The sequence below is a fragment of the Shimia sp. genome (assembly GCF_965227725.1).
Classification (GTDB): domain Bacteria; phylum Pseudomonadota; class Alphaproteobacteria; order Rhodobacterales; family Rhodobacteraceae; genus Shimia.
Map to the genome: position 1 here is coordinate 389,781 of NZ_CBDDGH010000001.1, position 17,348 is coordinate 407,128.

The window sequence follows — 17,348 nt, forward strand, 5'->3', positions numbered from 1 at the left end:
AGTATTTTTGGCAGAATGAAGTCAGGACAGCTCTGCGGAGGCGAGCCGCGCGGCGATGCGGCCGTCCTCGGCGTCGCAGGGGCCGGAAGCCCAGGGGCGGAACCGGTCGCGGAAGGCGGCAAAGCTCGCCGCGTTGTCGACATCATAACCAAAACACGCAGCACCTTCGGCCCAACCCTGCGTTGCTGGCGCATCATCCGGCCAGACCGCCAGCCCCTGGCGCGCCAGCCGTCGCCAGTCAAAACGCGGGCCGGGGTCTATTTTGCGGCCCGGTGCCAAATCGGAATGGCCAATGACACCTGCCGGGCCAATATCCCAGCGCTGCATGATCCCGCCAAGAAGCGCCTCCAGCGCGGCCATCTGGGGGGCGGCAAACGGATGGTCGCCGCGGTTTGAGAGCTCAATACCGATGGAGCGGGAGTTCACATCCCCCTGCCCCCGCCATTGCCCGGCTCCGGCGTGCCAGGCGCGCATTTCTTCTGCCACCAGCTGGGTCACATCCCCTTGGGGAGAGATCACATAATGCGCCGACACTTCCGCCTCTGGATTGCACAGCCAGTCTATGGCGGCCTGTGTGCTCGCCATCGCGGTGTAGTGGATCACAATCAGCTCCGGGCGCGCCTCTTCGCGGCGCGGGCCGAAATTCGGGGAGGGGCATTGGGAGATCTGCAGGCGCGATGCCAAGAGATCAGTTCCGTGCGGCCTTGCGGAAGGGGCTTGGATCCCATTCACAGGCATAGCCGTCGCCATCCGGGTCAACGCCGAGACGGTCCACACGCGGGCCGCCGCGTTCCAGAAACGCCAATTGGGCGGCTTGATCACTGGAGAATTTGGCACAGGCTTTTTGATAGCGTGAGGCACCGGTCAGCCCCAGACGGCTGTGCACTTTGGTGCCGCGCGGATGGTTTGTCGCCAGCGCATAGGCCACCACATTGGGGCCCTGCTCGCCAGAGCGTGTCGGCACAGCGGTGGGCGCAATCACGGTGTAGTTGGCCTGATTCTGTGCGCGCAAAGCGGCGTCTGCCTCAATCGAGCGACGCTCTCCCACGGCGGCAAAATCGTTTTCATCCGAAATGCCAGGGTTGGAGAACACTTGCGGTGCCGGATTTGACGGGCTGGCCTCAAGCGGCAGGACACCGGAGTTGGCCGAAGCCGCCGCCAGCGCCGCGGTGGTTTCATTGGCGATGGCTGCCGCCTCTGAGGCAGGCTGAGGCGCTGCCGTGGCCGTGGTGGCCAGCGGGGTCGCCGGCGCAGAAGGTGCAGCCGGCAGAGCGGTTTGAGAGGTGGTGACCTGAGGGGCGGCGGGCACGGTCTCGGTTGAGACCACCTGCGCGGGTGGCAGCGCGCCACCGGCACGGGCGCCGTCATACTGTGATCGCGATTGTGGCGCGTTCACTGCATTGTCAAAACCCACGCCTGCTGCGCTGTCGGGAATGCGCGGCTGACATGCCGCCAGCGCCACAACGGCGCAGATTGCCCCAAATGTCCGTGTCATCTCTGCTCTGCCTGCTTATTGCTTGGCGGCAGACTTACCACCATTTGCCGGGTTTGGCCACAAATCCGGCGGCCTGTTCCAGCGCGTAAGCGGTGTTCAGCAGATCGCCTTCTTCCCATGGACGCCCGATGAGCTGCAGACCCAGCGGCAGACCTTGGGAATCGAGGCCGGTTGGCACCGAGACACCCGGCAGACCGGCGAGGTTCACAGTCACGGTGAAGACGTCGTTCAGATACATCTGGATCGGATCGGCTTCAGACATTTCGCCCAGACCAAAGGCCGCAGACGGGGTGGCTGGCGTGAGAATCGCGTCGATGCCCTGGGCAAAGACGTTCTCGAAGTCCTGCTTGATCAGTGTGCGCACGCGGCGGGCACGGTTGTAGTAGGCGTCATAGAAACCGGCGGACAGCACATAGGTGCCAACCATCACACGGCGCTGCACCTCGTGGCCAAAGCCTTCGGCGCGGGTCTTTTCATACATCTCGGTGATGCCGTCCCCTGCCGCCAAAGTGGCGCGGTGGCCGTAGCGCACACCGTCATAGCGCGCGAGGTTGGAGGAGGCCTCCGCAGGCGCAATCACGTAGTAAGCGGGCAGCGCGTATTTGGTGTGCGGCAGGGAGATGTCGACGATCTCAGCACCGGCCGCTTTCAGCATGTCGATGCCGTCCTGCCAGAGCTTGTCGATCTCCGCAGGCACGCCATCAAGACGGTATTCTTTCGGGATACCGATCTTTTTGCCGCGAATGTCGCCGGTCAGCATGGCTTCAAAGTTTGGCACGGCGAGTTCCGCGCTGGTGCTGTCTTTGGCGTCATGGCCGCACATGGCTTTCAGCATGATCGCCGCATCGCGCACGTCTTTGGTCATCGGGCCGGCCTGATCGAGCGAGCTGGCAAAAGCCACGATGCCCCAGCGGGAGCAACGGCCATAAGTCGGCTTGATGCCGGTGATGCCGGTGAAGGCCGCAGGCTGACGGATGGACCCGCCGGTGTCGGTGCCGGTGGCTGCAAGGCAGAGGTCTGCCGCCACAGCGGCTGCGGAGCCGCCGGAAGAGCCGCCCGGGGTCAGCGCAGTGTCATCATTGCCGCGACGCCATGGGTTCACCGCATTGCCATAAACAGAAGTTTCGTTGGAGGAGCCCATCGCGAACTCATCCATGTTGAGCTTGCCGAGCATCACTGCGCCAGCGTCCTGCAATTTCTGGGACACGGTGGATTCATACTCAGGCTTGAAGCCTTCGAGAATGCCACTAGCCGCCTGGCTGGCGACACCTTTGGTGCAAAAGAGGTCTTTGATGCCAATCGGCAGACCGCACATGTCCGGCGCGTCGCCTTCTGCAATGCGCGCATCCGCCGCCTTGGCACGCTCAAGTGCGATTTCCGGCGTCTTGTGCACATAGGCATTCAGCGCGTCCGCGTCGTCGATGGCTTTCAGGAAAGATTCGGTCAGCTCAACAGAGGTCACATCGCCCGCGCGCAGTTTGTCACGTGCTTCTGCCAGCGTCAGTTTGGTCAATTCGGTCATTTCGGTCGCCTCTCTCTGGGGCAAAATTCGGGTCAGGTGGTCAGGATCGGATCAACGGCGTGTGGCCGGATCACTCCACCACTTTGGGCACGGCAAAGAAGCCTTCACGCGCGTCTGGCGCGTTCTTCAGGATTTTCTCCTGCTGATCGCCATCGGAAATCACATCCTCGCGGCGCTTCAGGCGCATCGGGGTGACAGACACCATTGGCTCCACACCCTCAACATCCACTTCGTTGAGCTGCTCAATGAACCCCAGCACAGCGTTGAATTCCTGCGCCAGCGCGGGCAGGTCTTTCTCTTCAACCTTGATGCGGGCCAGTTTGGCCACTTTGGCGGCGGTGCTTTCATCAATCGACATGGGGCAAGACTCTTTTGTTGCGGGCTTTCTGCGAACGTATGCTCAGCCTTTAGCGCGCGCACCGCAGCGGTGCAAGCGCTTGGCCTCACTGCGCGCGCGGATCGGCCTGTTGCACAAGATGGCGGCGCAGAACCTCGATCATCCAGCCCAGCATAATCCCGTTGAGCACATGCCACATGAAATGGGTGCCAAAAGGCACCGCCTCACACATCGGCATATCGAGCGAGCGGAAAGTGAGTGAGGCAAGCAAAAGGCCACCCCCAATCGCCAAGCCGCGCGCCACGATGGGCAAGCGCCCTCTAAACGCGAGTGCATAGGCCAGGATCATGACGGGCACAGGCATATAGGCGGCCGATACCCCAAGCAGCGGCAGATGAGAAAACAGCGGGATGGTCAGCGCGGCATAAGGAAAGAAGCCGAGCGTGGCGACAGCGGCCCAGAGCGGGCGCAGCCGCCAGTAATGCCGGTTGGCCGCGTAAATATAGAGCAGAACATAGATCGCAATCGGCGCCACATCCGCCACCCCGGCCCAGCGCGTGGCGTAGGTGTGAAACAGAAAGCTGCCAATGCCGATGAGCGCAAGAATGACACAGAGCGTACGCGCCAGTGTTTTCCCACTGCCCGCAGGCACATCGCGCAGACGCCCCCACATCCAGAGCGCGGCCAGAACAAAGGCGGCATTTGTCACCGCATTCACGGGTTCCGCCCAAAAAGCCGGGCTCATGCGCTCACAATAGGCGTCCACCTGCGCTGTCCAATCCATGTGGCCTGCCCCTTCTGTCCTGTTCTCTTTTCTTGTCACGCACCCGTGCTAGTCTGACCATACATCAGAAGGAGAAACAGTATGAAAATCATCTGGCTGGGGCATGGCTCCTTTCGCATTGAAACCGCCAATCTGGTGCTGCTGATCGATCCTTGGCTGACCGGCAATCCGATGTTGCCTGAGGATCAGCATGAGGCCGCTGTCGCAGGGGCGACGCATCTCGTTCTGACCCATGCGCATTTTGACCATGTGGCCGACATGCTGCCGCTGGCGCGCAAGCTGTCCTGCCCCATCGTTGGCCAATATGACCTGATGGCCTATTGGAATGAACACGAACATCTGGAAACCATCGGCTTTAACAAAGGCGGCACAGTGGACCTCGGCGAAGGCGTTAGCCTCTCCATGGTTGCCGCGTCCCACAGCTCCACCTTCGGCAGCGATGAAGGGCCAAAGGCGGCAGGCTCGGAAGTGGGTTATATGCTGAAGATGGAAGGGCGCACGGTCTATATCTCCGGTGACACAGACATCATGGCCGATATGGACTGGATGGGAGACTATTATCAGCCTGACATCGGCATCCTCTCTGCAGGGGGCCACTTCACCATGGACATGAAAGGCGCGGCCTATGCGGCCAAGCGCTATTTCAACTTCAAAACCGTGATCCCGTGCCACTACCGCACCTTCCCGATTCTGGCGCAATCCGCCGATGATCTGCACGCGGGCCTGCCTGATGTGGAGGTCATCGAGCCCGAGGTCATGCAGGCCATCGACATCTGATGCCCGCCACGGACTTTACCGCTGAAGAATACGCCGCGCGCCTCACCAAGACGCGCCGGGCCATGGCGGCGCAAGGCATCGACACGCTGATTGTGGCGGATCCTTCCAACATGGCCTGGCTCACCGGCTATGACGGCTGGAGCTTTTACGTGCCGCAGGCGGTGATTGTCCCTGCGGCAGGGGATCCGATCTGGTGGGGCCGCCCGCAGGACAAGGCTGGCGCGGCGCAAACCACATGGCTGTCGGCTGAGAACCTCCTTGATTGGCCGGAAGCCCATGTCCAACACCCCGACCATCACCCTTATGAGGCGCTGGTTGCACATCTTCAGGCGCGCGGGCTGACCCGCACTATCGGCGTGGAGATGGACAATTACTACTACTCCGCCAAATCCCATGCGGTGCTGACGGAGGCATTTGGGCCGCTCACCGATGCCAACAGCCTCGTGAACTGGCAACGCGCGGTGAAAAGCCCTGCCGAACTGGCAATGATGCGCAAGGCCGGACGGCTCACCGCGCATATGCATGCCACTTTGCGTGCCGGTTTTCGCGCAGGCCGCCCTAAAAACGAGCTGGTGGCAGAGGTGCAAGCCGCCGGTATCGCGGGCATTGACGGGATCGCAGGCGACTACCCCGCCATCGCCCCCATCGCGCCGTCGGGCACAGAAGCCTCTGCCGCCCATATCACCTGGAACGACCGCCCGCTGAGCCTAGGTGAAGCGACTTACTTTGAAATCTCAGGCTGCTTTCACCGCTACCATTGCCCCGCCAGCCGCACGCTTTACATGGGCACGCCGCCTGCAGACATCCGCCGCGCCGAAGAGGCTGTTTTGCGGGCAATTGAGGATGCCTTTGCCGCGGCCAAACCCGGAGCCACCTGCGAAGAGGTTGCCGCCTGCGTCTATGACAGCTTTGCGCGTGCGGGCTACAAAAAGGACAACCGTACCGGCTATCCCATCGGCCTCAGCTACCCACCGGATTGGGGAGAGCGCAGCATGAGCCTGCGCCCCGGCGATACCACGGAGCTGGAAACAGGCATGACCTTTCACCTCATGCCCGGTCTCTGGACGCCGGATTGGGGTGTGGCGATCACCGAGAGCTTTGAGGTCACCGAATCTGGCGGTGTGCCGCTGGCCGAGATCCCGCGCGAGATTTTTGTGGCAGAGACCTAGGCAGCTCAGCGGCGCGCGGCAAAGAAGTCTTTGAGAAGCGCTTCACTTTCTGCCGCTGCGAGGCCGTCATAGATTTCGGGCACATGATGGCATTGCGCGTGGGCAAAGACGCGCGGGCCCTGCGCCACGCCGCCGCTTTTGGGATCGCCCGCACCATAATAGAGCCGCGCAATCCGCGCCTGGCTGATCGCACTGGCGCACATCGGGCAAGGCTCCAGGGTCACATAGAGATCACAGCCGACCAGCCGCTCGCTGCCAAGCGCCGCGCAGGCCGCGCGCATGGCCAGAATTTCGGCATGTGCGGTCGGGTCATGGTCTTCGCGGGTGCGATTGCCTGCCTTTGCCAGCACCTGCCCATCCGGCCCAACAACCACCGCCCCCACAGGCACCTCCCCGCGTGCGGCGGCGGCGCGGGCCTCAGCCAGCGCAAGATCCATATGGGAGGTAAATGTCATATCCCTGACATGCCTTGCCACGCGCGGCTGCGCAATCCCCCTTCCCCGCTTGCGCTTTCCCCGCTACATGGGGGCCATGACCCAAAAACCGCCCTCCTCCCGCCGCGCTGGCAAACCACAGCGCCCTGATCGCCCTGCGAAAGCGCCTCACAAATCCGGCCCGCGTGGTGCAAAGCCCGGCACGGCAAAGCCAGCCGCCGCAAAGCCCAGCCCGGATGGCGACCGCATTGCCAAGGTTCTGGCACGCGCCGGTGTGGCCTCGCGCCGCGATGCCGAACGCATGATCGAAGCAGGCCGGGTCAGCGTGAACGGCAAGAAACTCACAAGCCCCGCGCTGAATGTGACCGACAAAGATCGCATCACGGTCGACGGCAAAGCCATCGGCACGCCGGATCACGAGCGGCTTTGGCTCTATCACAAGCCGTCTGGCCTTGTGACCACCAACCGCGACGAGAAAGGCCGGGAAACCATCTTTGACAAGCTGCCGGAAAACCTGCCGCGTGTGATGACTGTCGGGCGGCTTGACCTCAACTCCGAAGGTCTGCTGTTGCTGACCAATGATGGCGGGGTGAAACGCAAGCTGGAGCTGCCAAGCACCGGCTGGCTGCGCAAATACCGCGTGCGCCTCAACGGCCGCCCCACCGACGAGACATTTGCGCCGCTGCGCAAGGGCATCGAAGTTGAGGGCGAGCGTTTCCAGCCGATGGACATCACGCTGGACCGTCAGCAGGGCGCAAACGCCTGGGTCACCATTGGCCTGCGCGAAGGCAAAAACCGCGAGATCCGCCGCGCGATGGAGGCCATCGGCCTCACCGTGAACCGGCTCATTCGCACCTCCTATGGCCCGTTCCAATTGGGCCAGCTCAAACCCGGCGAGGTCGAAGAGGTGCGCCGCCGCGTGGTGCGCGACCAGCTTGGTCTCGAGGATGCGGTGGCCCCGGAAACCCGCCGCAAACCCACGCGCCGCCGCCGCTGACCCTGCCTTGGCGCCCAAGCTCTGCGCTTTGGGCGAAGTTCCGCAAGAATGAGCCATCCCCGCAGAACTTCCCCCTAGCCTTTGGGAGGCAGAGTTCTTAAGTTTCTCTGTAACTTAGCGAGGGTTGGAGCCACATGTCCTCAAGCGGTTTGCAACGGCTGGCCTTTGGTCTGCTTGTCATGTTGATCTTATATGTCTCCGTGACAGGAGGCGCGTGATGGCGCAGAAGTTCGGCGGAAAATACAGCCCTGACGGGCATCAGCAAGCACCACAACCCGCGCCCAGCGGGGGCTTTCGCGGTGCCAAACGCAGCCGCGTCGGTGGCCGCGTCAACCTGCTGTTCATCGCGCCTTTGCCCTTGATTTGGCAGGCTTTTACCTCAGAGCCAGTGGTCATGCTGCAATATCTCGCAGCGCTTGGTGTCTTGCTGTTGGCGGCCTGGATGACCCGCGAAGGGCTGTTTGCCCAGGAGGCCTATGACGCCCGCAAAGTGGCCCGACGCCCTGCCCTGCCGCGCAAGATGCTCGGCTCTGCGCTGACCGCCGCTGGCCTTGGTCTGGCGGGCATCGCAGGCCATGGCCCGCTGGATGCCATTATCTTTGCGGTGATTGGCGGGGTGCTGCATGGCTTTGCCTTTGGTCTTGATCCCATGCGGGACAAGGGCATGGATGGGGTCAATAGCCACCAGACCGACCGTGTGGCGCGGGCCGTGGAAGAGGCCGAAGCGCATCTGTCTGCCATGCGTGAGGCCATCATGCGGGCTGGCGACCGCGCGCTGGAGCGGCGTGTGGATGCGTTTCAGACCACTGCGCGCGATCTCTTTCGCACCGTTGAAGAAGACCCCCGCGACCTGACCGCGGCGCGGCGCTATCTCGGCGTTTATCTGCTTGGCGCCCGTGACGCGACGACCAAATTTGCCGATCTCTACAGCCGGACGCAGGACGCCAAAGCGCGTGCCGATTATGCCGCGCTGCTGGATGATCTGGAAAAGAACTTTGCCGCCCGCACCCAAAAGCTGCTTTTGGAGGATCGCGGGGACTTGAATGTGGAAATTGATGTCCTGCGGGAGCGCCTGGAGCGCGAAGGCCTGCATCAGGACACTCTGTAAGCGATTACCGACCGGAAAGGTAGATTTAAATGTCTGAGACCGTGCGCAAAAAAGCCCAAGCCGCTGTGGCGGAAATCACCGAAGCAACCGTTTCTCTGCCCGAACCTGTGGAGGCCAACGCGGTTGTTCCGCTCGCCGAGGCAGATGCGCCTGTGTCTGCAGAAATCAGCAAACGCATGGCAGAGCTCGATATGGACAACACCACATCGATTGTCTCTTTCGGCTCTGCGGCGCAGGCAGAACTGCAAACGATTTCGCAGGCCATGCTGCAGGATGTGCGCAACAAGGATGTTGGCCCCGCCGGGGACAGCCTGCGCAATATCGTGACCACGATCCGCGGTTTCTCTGTTTCTGAGCTGGATGTGCGCCGCGAGCGCAGCTTTTGGGAAAAGCTTGTGGGCCGGGCTGCGCCCTTTGCGAAGTTCACCGCCCGGTTTGAAGAGGTGCAGGATCAGATCGACCGGATCACCGACGATCTGCTGAGCCATGAGCACACCCTGCTCAAAGACATCAAATCGCTCGATCTGCTCTATGAAAAAACGCTGAACTTCTATGACGAGCTGGCGCTTTATATCGCAGCAGGCGAGGCCAAGATTGCCGAGCTGGATGGCACCGACATCCCTGCCAAAGAAGCCGAGGTCGCCGCAGCGGATGAAAATGCGCAGGTGATGAAAGCCCAGGAGCTGCGCGATCTGCGCGCCGCACGCGATGATCTGGAGCGGCGGGTGCATGACCTGAAGCTGACCCGTCAGGTCACCATGCAGTCTCTGCCTTCGATCCGCCTTGTGCAGGAAAACGACAAATCTCTGGTCACCAAGATCAACTCCACCCTGGTCAATACGGTGCCGCTCTGGGAAACCCAGCTGGCGCAGGCGGTGACCATTCAGCGCTCTGCCGAAGCGGCGGCTGCGGTGCGCGATGCCAATGACCTGACCAACGAGCTGCTGACCGCCAACGCCAAGAACCTGCGCGACACCAACAAGGCGGTGCGCACTGAAATGGAGCGCGGCGTGTTTGACATTGAGGCGGTCAAAACCGCCAATGCGGAGCTGATTGCCACCATCAATGAATCGCTGCAGATCGCGGATGCGGGCAAAGCCAAACGCGCCGCTGCGGAAGAGGACATGAAAAAGATGGAAGCCGAGCTGCGCGACACGCTGGCCTCCGCCAAAGCCCGCGAGGACGGTCTAGGGGACACCGCCGCAACCTCCGTGCCCAAGGCGTGAGGCGCGCCACTGCCATAGCGATGGGGCTCACCTTGAGCCTGCTGGCCGCCTGTGAGGAAGCAGGCGTCTCAATTCCTGCGCCCAAAGCGCCCAAGCCCAAACCCGTGCCGGTCGAAAGCGAGCGGCTTGCCACCTACTACAGCCAGGTGCAGGCCGATCTGCTGGCGCGCGGGCTGCTGCGCACCGACGGCGGCGGGCCGGACACGCCGTTTACGCCGGACATGCTGGCGCGCAACTTTGAACAGATCGCGTTTTACGATGAATACGTGCTGGATGCCGGTCTTGAGCGCGCCGCCGCCACGCCGGGGCAGCTGCGCCGCTGGGAAGGGCCGGTGCGCGTAAACCTTGAATTTGGCCCCTCGGTGCCGGAAAGCCAGCGTGCCACGGATCGCGAGACCCTTGCCGCCTATGTGCCAAGGCTGGCCCGCGTCACCGGGCATCCGATCCGCCAGACCAGCGGCTCTGCCAATTTCCATGTGCTTGTGATGGGCGCCAATGACCGCGCAACGCTTGAGAAGCGACTGGATGTGCTGCTGCCCAATGCGTCACCTCAGACCCGCGCGCTGTTCACCAATGCACCGCGCTCGATCTATTGCTTTGTGGTGGCGCAGTCCGCTGGATCCACGCCCAATGCCTACACCTCTGCAGTGGCGCTGATCCGTGCGGAACACCCTGATTTGATGCGCAAATCCTGCCTTCAGGAAGAGATCGCGCAGGGTCTGGGTCTGACCAATGACAGCCCGCGCGCCCGGCCCTCGATCTTTAATGATGACGAGGAATTTGCGCTTCTGACCACCCATGACGAAATGCTTTTGGGCATGCTCTATGACCCGCGCCTTGCCATTGGTATGAGCGCGGAGGACGCCCGCCCTGTGCTCTACATCCTGGCCCGCGAGCAGACCGGCCAAGGATTTTAATGCGCCCATTGAAAGGACTAACAAATGGGAATTTTTGATTTTCTCACCGGCGAATTTATCGACGTCATCCATTGGGTGGATGACACCCGCGACACGCTGGTCTGGCGCTTTGAACGCGAGGGCCATGAAATCAAATACGGCGCCAAACTCACCGTGCGCGAGGGGCAATCTGCGGTGTTTGTGCATGAGGGCCAGCTGGCAGATGTGTTCACCCCGGGGCTTTATATGCTTGAAACCAACAACATGCCGGTGATGACCACGCTGCAGCACTGGGATCACGGCTTCAAAAGCCCTTTCAAATCCGAGATCTACTACGTCAACACCACCCGCTTTGCCAATCTGAAGTGGGGCACCAAGAACCCGATCATGGTGCGTGATCCGGAGTTCGGTCCGGTGCGCCTGCGCGCTTATGGCACCTATGCGATCCGCGTGGTCGATCCGGCACGGTTCCTCACCGAGATTGTGGGCACCGACGGCGAATTCACCATGGATGAGATCAGCTTCCAGATCCGCAATATCATCGTACAGGAATTCTCCCGCGTGATCGCGGCCTCTGGCATTCCGGTGCTGGATATGGCCGCAAATACGGCAGATCTGGGCAAGCTGGTGGTGGCGGAAATCTCCGGCACCATTGCCGAATACGGCCTCGCGATCCCTGAGCTTTATATCGAAAACATCTCGCTGCCCGCTGCTGTGGAGGCCGCGATGGACAAGCGCACCTCCATGGGCATTGTCGGTGATCTGGGCAAATACACACAGTTTTCCGCCGCAGAGGCGATGACAGCCGCCGCGCAGACGCCAAACTCGGGCATGGGCGCAGGCCTTGGCATGGGGATGGGCATGGCGATGGCGCAACAGATGGCGGCGCAAACTGCACAGCCCCACGCCGCCCATCAGCCCGGACCATGGGGCGCCCGTCCTGCCGCGCAGGCCGCCCCTGCTCCGCAAGCGGCCCATGCGGCCCCGCCCCCGCCACCACCGGTGGAACATGTCTGGCACGTCGCCGAAAACGGGCAGACCCGAGGCCCGTTCTCAAAGGCCGCGCTGGGCCGGATGGCCACCGCCGGTGAGATCACCCGCCAGACCCATGTCTGGACCGCCGGTCAGGACGGCTGGAAGCACGCTGAAGACGTGGCAGAACTGGCCCAGCTCTTCACCATTCTTCCGCCCCCGCCACCGGGAAGCTGAACTGAAAAACTCATGTACCCGGCTGCGCAGACGTTCTTGATGCCGCAGCCGGGCGCAGCACTTTCTCTGCTACACACGCGATCCAACCCAGACAGCACCGACCTTTCAGATGACCGCCACACCGCCGCCCGCCCCTCAAGAGACCACCCGCTTCCCCTGTCCACAGTGCGGGGCGGACTACAGGTTTGCGCCCGCGCAGGGCAAGCTGATCTGCGATCATTGCGGCCATGAGGAAGCCACCGAACAGGGCGACCGTGCCGCCGCCATCACTGAGCTGGATTTTCGCGCCGCTCTGGCAGAGCAGCTTCCGGCGGCGGAAGTTATGGAAACCCGCGCCACCACCTGCCCCAATTGCGCAGCCCATGTGGTTTTTGACGGGGACACCCACGCCACGGAATGCGCCTTTTGCGCGACACCGGTGGTGGTGGATACCGGCACCCACCGGCAGATCAAACCGCGCGCGGTGCTGCCGTTTCAACTCGCCGAGCCTGCGGCGCACGACGCCATGAACGACTGGCTGGGCGGGCTCTGGTTTGCCCCAAATGGCCTGCAGGATTACGCCCGCAAGGGGCGCAAGATGGATGGCATCTATGTGCCTTACTGGACCTATGATGCGGACACAAAATCCAGCTATCGCGGCGAGCGCGGCACGGTCTACTATGTCACGGAAACCGTGATGCGTGAAGGCAAGGCGGAGCAGCGCCGGGTGCAGAAAATCCGCTGGCGGCCTGCCTCCGGCCGGGTGGCGCGTTGGTTTGACGACATTCTGGTGCTGGCGTCAAAAGCCCTGCCCAAAAAATACACCGATGCGCTGCAGCCTTGGGATCTCTCTGCGCTGGAGCCCTACAGCCCGGAATTTCTCGCGGGATTTCAAGCCGAAGGCTACACGGTTGAACTCACCGAAGGCTATGAGGAGGCCCGCGCGCATATGGATCGTGTGATCCGGCGCGATGTGGCTTTTGACATCGGCGGGGACCGCCAGCGCATTCACAATGTGCAAACCGCTGTGAGCGATGTGACCTTCAAACACATCCTGCTGCCGGTCTGGCTGGCGGCTTACAAATACCGCGGCAGGTCCTATCGGTTTGTGGTCAACGGCCAAACCGGTCGCGTTCAGGGCGAGCGCCCCTACTCAACCTGGAAAATCGCCTTTGCCGTTGCGTGCGCAGCCCTTGCAGCCGCGGCCTTTGGCTATATCATCGCCCAAAACCAATAAGTTTTGAGAGACAAGTGATGAGCCCCCACGCCGCATTACAGGCGTTGCTGCACGCCCGCCATTCCTGCCGCGCCTTTCGGCCTGAGCCGGTGCCGCAGGACACCATTGCGCAAATTCTTCTGGATGCAGGCCGCGCGCCCAGCTGGTGCAACGCGCAGCCCTGGAAGGTCACCGTGACCTCGGGTGCAGAAACCGATGCGTTTCGCGCCACCATGGCCCAAGCCTTTGACAGCGGCGCGCCTGCGCCGGACTACCCTTTCCCGGAGACCTACACAGGCGCGCATCAGAAACGCCGCCGCACCTGCGGCATGCAGCTCTATGAGGCGGTTGGCATCGGTCGCGGAGACCGCGATGCCCGCGCCCAGCAGATGCGGGAGAACTACACCCTGTTTGGTGCCCCCCATGTGGCGGTGATCTCCTGCCCCAAAGAGCTTGGTCCCTATGGTGTGCTGGATTGCGGTGGTTTCATCACCGCATTTTGCCTCTCGGCCAAAGCACAGGGCATCGGTACTGTGCCCCAGGCGGCCCTGTCGCTCTTTTCCGATGTGGTGCGCCGCCATTTTGACATCGCTGAAGATTACAACATGCTGGCCGCGATCTCCTTTGGCTTTCCCGATGATGCCGCCGCGATCAACACCTTCCGCACCGAGCGGGCCGCCCTTGACGAATTTGTGGACTGGCGTGGCTGAATGGTGCGACGGCGCGGGGCTTAATCCTGCGCCGCGAGCGTGCCTTGCTGCTCCGGCAGGCGCGCCTTGGTGTCACCTGCATTCGCGAAGGGCTGCGCGGTTGGGTGAATGCTTTCTGAGCGATCCGCGCTGACCAGACGCCGCGCCCGAAACAGGAAGAATTTGCCCCAGTGCCGCCAGGTGCCAACGGAGGGCGCATGTGGATCCATGATAAAGCGATCCCGCCAGCCATCCGGCAGCTTCAGATCACACATCTCCAGCCGTTCCAGCATCCAGACCAGCGGGATATTGGCCAGCGGGCGCGCCTCCTCAAACGCCCCCAGCTGACCGCCAATGTCGCCATGGGAGCCGCGAAACCAGACCTGTTCGATCCGCGCGTCCCAGCGCGTCGGGCACATCCACATTTCCGGCTCAAACACCTCACGCGTTTCATCCAGCGCCAGCGCCTGAAAGCCGTGGCGTACGATGGGTGACAGATGGTGGTTGTGAAAGGCATGACGCCGCTCGGTGAACCGCCACAGCAGCGGCACCCGCGCGCCCAGCGCCTTGACCGTGTCCCAGACGCCGATCATCTCGATGTCGACGCTCTCATGGCAATGGGCCTGCGCAAAATCGGCGGCGGCAGCGCTGTCAGGCGTCAGCTCATAGTGGCGATAGGCGGTGCGGATATTACGCTCTGTGGCGCAGCTCGCTTTCAGCAGCCCGACCCGATCAATCACGCCTGCAAGCGAGCGCACCGCAAAAGCGCCCCGTGAATAGCCCATCAGAAAGATCCGGTCACCGGGACGGTAGCGGCTGGCGAGATAGCCATAGGCGCGGCGGATTTGGCGGTTGATCCCGCGCCCCATCATCACATCCAGCGTCTGTCGCCAACTGTGCCACTGCACCCCCGCCTCATAGTAAAGCGACACGCCAGCGCCCAGCTCCTGCAACAGGCGGTAGGTGCGCCCGGCGTTGGTCTCCTCCCCATCCATCAGAGAGGACATGGTGCCATCCAGAATAATCACATGGGTGACAGGGCCGCGACGCGGGGCCGTGGGCGAGTGGCGGGCCGCAAATTTACCGGCCAGCCAAGAGGTTATGCGTTCATGCAGCCGTATCTTGTGCCTCACTCAACATTTGCCAGACGCGGTGCGGCGTAAACGGCATATCCGCCTGACGTACGCCGCGCTCCCAGAGCGCATCCTGCACCGCATTGGCCGCTGCGGCCATGGCCCCAACCGTGCCAGCCTCACCACAGCCTTTCATGCCCATGATATTGGCGGTCGAGGGCACTGCCTCCGTGGTAAAGCCAATCATCGGCACATCGCTGGCGCGCGGCATCGCGTAATCCATGAAGGTGGCGGTCAACAGCTGACCTTCCTCATCATAGACCACATGCTCCATCAGCGCCTGACCAATGCCCTGGGCCACGCCACCGTGGACCTGCCCTTCTGCGAGCATCGGATTGATCAGATTGCCAAAGTCATCCACCACAGTGTAGCGCTCCAAAGTCACCTGACCCGTTTCCGGGTCGACCTCGACCTCCGCCAGATGCGCCCCGTTGGGGAAGCTGCGCGCGGGCAGCGTTGTGCGTTCTTCATGCACCATCAGATCAGTGCGCCCATCCGCGCGCGCCATCTCTGCCGCCTCAAGGAAGGTCGGATGTAGATTAGAGCCTTCTGCGCGGAATTGCTCATCATCAAATGTCACGTCCTCGGCATCCACACCCATCTTCTCTGCAAGATACGGGGTAAATGCTTTAATCATGGTTTCCACGGTCGCCAGTGTCGCAGTATTTTGCACCGTCACCGAACGCGAGCCGCCGGTGCCGCCGCCCTGTTTGATCCGGTCGCTGTCGCCCTGCACGACCTCTATGAGCTCGGTCGGAATGCCGGTCTGATCACTCAGGAACTGGGCGTAAACCGTCTCGTGGCCCTGACCGTTGGACTGCGTGCCCACATAGATCGAGACCGTGCCATCCTCATTGAACTCGACCCGCGCGCTTTCGCTGGGATCACCAAGGATACTTTCAATATAGTAACACAGCCCCGCGCCGCGCAACTTGCCCGCAACCGCGCTGGCCGCTTTGCGCGCGGCAAAGCCTGCAACGTCGCCAAAGTCTTCCATTCGGCTCAGCACGCGGTCAAAATCGCCCACGTCATAGGTTTCATCCGTGGCGCTTTTGTAAGGGAACGCCGCATTCGGGATGAAGTTGCGCCGGCGCAGCTCCCAGCCGCTTACGCCGAGCTCCCTTGCGGCGCGGTCCATCAGTCGCTCCAGCGCATAAATCGCTTCCGGTCGCCCAGCGCCGCGATAGGCATCCACCGGTGTGGTGTTGGTGTAGATCCCGTCGACCTGCAGCCAGGTGGTCTGCACATCATAGACGCCCATCAAAACACGGCTGAACAATGTGGTCTGGATCGCTTGAGCAAATTGCGAGTTATAGGCACCCATATTGGCGGTGGTTTTCACGCGATAGGCGGTGGCTTTCAGGTTTTCGTCAAACGCCATCTCCACCAGCGAGGTCAGATCGCGCCCGGCATTGTCTGACAACATCGCCTCTGTGCGCTCCGCCATCCAGCGCACAGGCCTGCCAACCACACGCGCCGCATGGGCAATCACCAGAGGCTCCTGATAGATCATGCCTTTCATGCCAAAACCGCCGCCGGTGTCGGGGTTGGTGACCCGCACATTGGCCGCATCAATTTTCAGCGCGCGCGCCACTTCGTTTTTCGGCCCCCAGACGCCCTGACCATTGTTGGCCACATGGACCTTATCGCCATCCCATTCCGCACAAGCGCCGCGCGGCTCCATGGAATTCACGATGATGCGGTTGTCGCCCACCTCAAGGCTGACCACATGCGCCGCCTTTGCAAAGGCTGCCTCGGTCGCGGTCTCATCGCCAAGCCCCCAGTCAAAGGCGAGGTTGTCTGAGGCTTCAGCATGCAGCTGTTCGCCCCCACGCGCCAGCGCGATATGTGCCGGGCGGTCTTCATAATCAAACAGGATCATCTCGGCCGCGTCGCGCGCATGATCCAGAGTTTCCGCCACGATCACGGCAACCGGCTCGCCAACATAGCGCACACGCCCGTTGGCAAGTAAAGGCCGCTCCGGTTTTGCGCCCATGCTGCCATCGCGGTTTTTGACCTGCGTGCCGGGCAGAGTGGCATCCAGCCCAGCGGCCACCAGATCGGCTTGGGTGAGCACACAGGCCACGCCTTCTGCCTCACGCGCATCCGCCACATCCAGCTCCGTGATATCCCCATGCGCCACCGGGGAGCGCAGGAAATAAGCGTGCAAGGCCCCCTCCGGCGCGATGTCCTCAACATACTGACCCTGGCCTGTCAAAAACCGTGTGTCCTCGACCCGTTTGACCGGCTGACTCTTCCCGAACTTTTCCATGGCTGGCTGCTCCCTGCGCGTGGCTCCAGAGGTGACTGTATCGCCCCGCCCGCCCGTGTCCAGCCCATGTTACGCTGCACGACGTTGCGACCGTCACCATATTGT

General features: G+C 62.2%; 17 protein-coding genes. 9 read left to right on the top strand and 8 right to left on the bottom strand.

Annotated features, from left to right (window positions below; genetic code table 11):
• Positions 1-21: 21 nt before the first annotated feature.
• From ACO07T_RS01870 to ACO07T_RS01890, 5 genes are all read right to left on the bottom strand, one after another.
• Positions 22-684, bottom strand: a complete 663-nt coding sequence (locus tag ACO07T_RS01870; protein ID WP_422048019.1) for an N-acetylmuramoyl-L-alanine amidase — start codon at positions 682-684, stop codon at positions 22-24.
• A 4-nt stretch (positions 685-688) separates the two neighbouring features.
• Positions 689-1,495, bottom strand: a complete 807-nt coding sequence (locus tag ACO07T_RS01875) for a hypothetical protein (protein WP_422048020.1) — start codon at positions 1,493-1,495, stop codon at positions 689-691.
• A 34-nt stretch (positions 1,496-1,529) separates the two neighbouring features.
• Positions 1,530-3,017 (bottom strand): Asp-tRNA(Asn)/Glu-tRNA(Gln) amidotransferase subunit GatA, encoded by a 1,488-nt coding sequence (gene gatA, locus ACO07T_RS01880; RefSeq protein ID WP_422048021.1) that lies wholly within the window; start codon positions 3,015-3,017, stop codon positions 1,530-1,532.
• Between the two features lie 70 nt (positions 3,018-3,087).
• Positions 3,088-3,375 (bottom strand): Asp-tRNA(Asn)/Glu-tRNA(Gln) amidotransferase subunit GatC, encoded by a 288-nt coding sequence (gatC, locus tag ACO07T_RS01885; protein WP_058239744.1) that lies wholly within the window; start codon positions 3,373-3,375, stop codon positions 3,088-3,090.
• Between the two features lie 85 nt (positions 3,376-3,460).
• Positions 3,461-4,138 carry a ceramidase domain-containing protein gene (locus ACO07T_RS01890; protein ID WP_422048022.1) on the bottom strand — a complete coding sequence of 226 codons (678 nt, stop codon included), beginning with the start codon at positions 4,136-4,138 and terminating at the stop codon, positions 3,461-3,463.
• A gap of 81 nt (positions 4,139-4,219) precedes the next feature.
• Between ACO07T_RS01890 and ACO07T_RS01895 the strand changes: the two genes are divergently transcribed.
• Together ACO07T_RS01895 and ACO07T_RS01900 are read left to right on the top strand one after the other, a co-directional pair.
• Positions 4,220-4,915 (top strand): metal-dependent hydrolase, encoded by a 696-nt coding sequence (locus ACO07T_RS01895; RefSeq protein WP_422048023.1) that lies wholly within the window; start codon positions 4,220-4,222, stop codon positions 4,913-4,915.
• Complete coding sequence (locus ACO07T_RS01900) at positions 4,915-6,084, top strand: M24 family metallopeptidase (protein WP_422048024.1); 1,170 nt, start codon at positions 4,915-4,917, stop codon at positions 6,082-6,084. Before ACO07T_RS01895 ends, ACO07T_RS01900 begins: the two co-directional genes overlap by 1 nt.
• A gap of 5 nt (positions 6,085-6,089) precedes the next feature.
• On the opposite strand, the gene ACO07T_RS01905 is transcribed toward ACO07T_RS01900, so the two are convergent.
• Entirely contained in the window at positions 6,090-6,539 is a 450-nt protein-coding gene (locus tag ACO07T_RS01905) for a nucleoside deaminase (RefSeq protein ID WP_209084469.1), read from the bottom strand.
• 67 nt (positions 6,540-6,606) lie between these two features.
• Between ACO07T_RS01905 and ACO07T_RS01910 the strand changes: the two genes are divergently transcribed.
• From ACO07T_RS01910 to ACO07T_RS01940, 7 genes are all read left to right on the top strand, one after another.
• Positions 6,607-7,515, top strand: a complete 909-nt coding sequence (locus ACO07T_RS01910) for a pseudouridine synthase (RefSeq protein WP_422048025.1) — start codon at positions 6,607-6,609, stop codon at positions 7,513-7,515.
• Between the two features lie 217 nt (positions 7,516-7,732).
• Positions 7,733-8,623, top strand: a complete 891-nt coding sequence (locus ACO07T_RS01915; RefSeq protein ID WP_422048026.1) for a 5-bromo-4-chloroindolyl phosphate hydrolysis family protein — start codon at positions 7,733-7,735, stop codon at positions 8,621-8,623.
• A 29-nt stretch (positions 8,624-8,652) separates the two neighbouring features.
• The gene (locus ACO07T_RS01920; RefSeq protein ID WP_422048027.1) at positions 8,653-9,849 is read left to right on the top strand and encodes a toxic anion resistance protein; all 1,197 of its coding nucleotides are present in this window, start codon (positions 8,653-8,655) and stop codon (positions 9,847-9,849) included.
• A gap of 20 nt (positions 9,850-9,869) precedes the next feature.
• The gene (locus ACO07T_RS01925) at positions 9,870-10,766 is read left to right on the top strand and encodes a DUF2927 domain-containing protein (RefSeq protein ID WP_422048028.1); all 897 of its coding nucleotides are present in this window, start codon (positions 9,870-9,872) and stop codon (positions 10,764-10,766) included.
• Between the two features lie 24 nt (positions 10,767-10,790).
• Entirely contained in the window at positions 10,791-11,954 is a 1,164-nt protein-coding gene (locus tag ACO07T_RS01930; RefSeq protein WP_422048029.1) for an SPFH domain-containing protein, read from the top strand.
• 109 nt (positions 11,955-12,063) lie between these two features.
• Positions 12,064-13,170 (top strand): TFIIB-type zinc finger domain-containing protein, encoded by a 1,107-nt coding sequence (locus ACO07T_RS01935; RefSeq protein WP_422048030.1) that lies wholly within the window; start codon positions 12,064-12,066, stop codon positions 13,168-13,170.
• A gap of 17 nt (positions 13,171-13,187) precedes the next feature.
• Positions 13,188-13,859 (top strand): nitroreductase, encoded by a 672-nt coding sequence (locus tag ACO07T_RS01940; protein WP_422048031.1) that lies wholly within the window; start codon positions 13,188-13,190, stop codon positions 13,857-13,859.
• 20 nt (positions 13,860-13,879) lie between these two features.
• On the opposite strand, the gene ACO07T_RS01945 is transcribed toward ACO07T_RS01940, so the two are convergent.
• Together ACO07T_RS01945 and ACO07T_RS01950 are read right to left on the bottom strand one after the other, a co-directional pair.
• Positions 13,880-14,971, bottom strand: a complete 1,092-nt coding sequence (locus ACO07T_RS01945) for a DUF2235 domain-containing protein (RefSeq protein WP_422048032.1) — start codon at positions 14,969-14,971, stop codon at positions 13,880-13,882.
• A complete protein-coding gene (locus tag ACO07T_RS01950; protein ID WP_422048033.1) occupies positions 14,946-17,243 on the bottom strand; it encodes a xanthine dehydrogenase family protein molybdopterin-binding subunit in 2,298 nt (765 codons plus the stop codon). Before ACO07T_RS01950 ends, ACO07T_RS01945 begins: the two co-directional genes overlap by 26 nt.
• Positions 17,244-17,348: the final 105 nt, after the last annotated feature.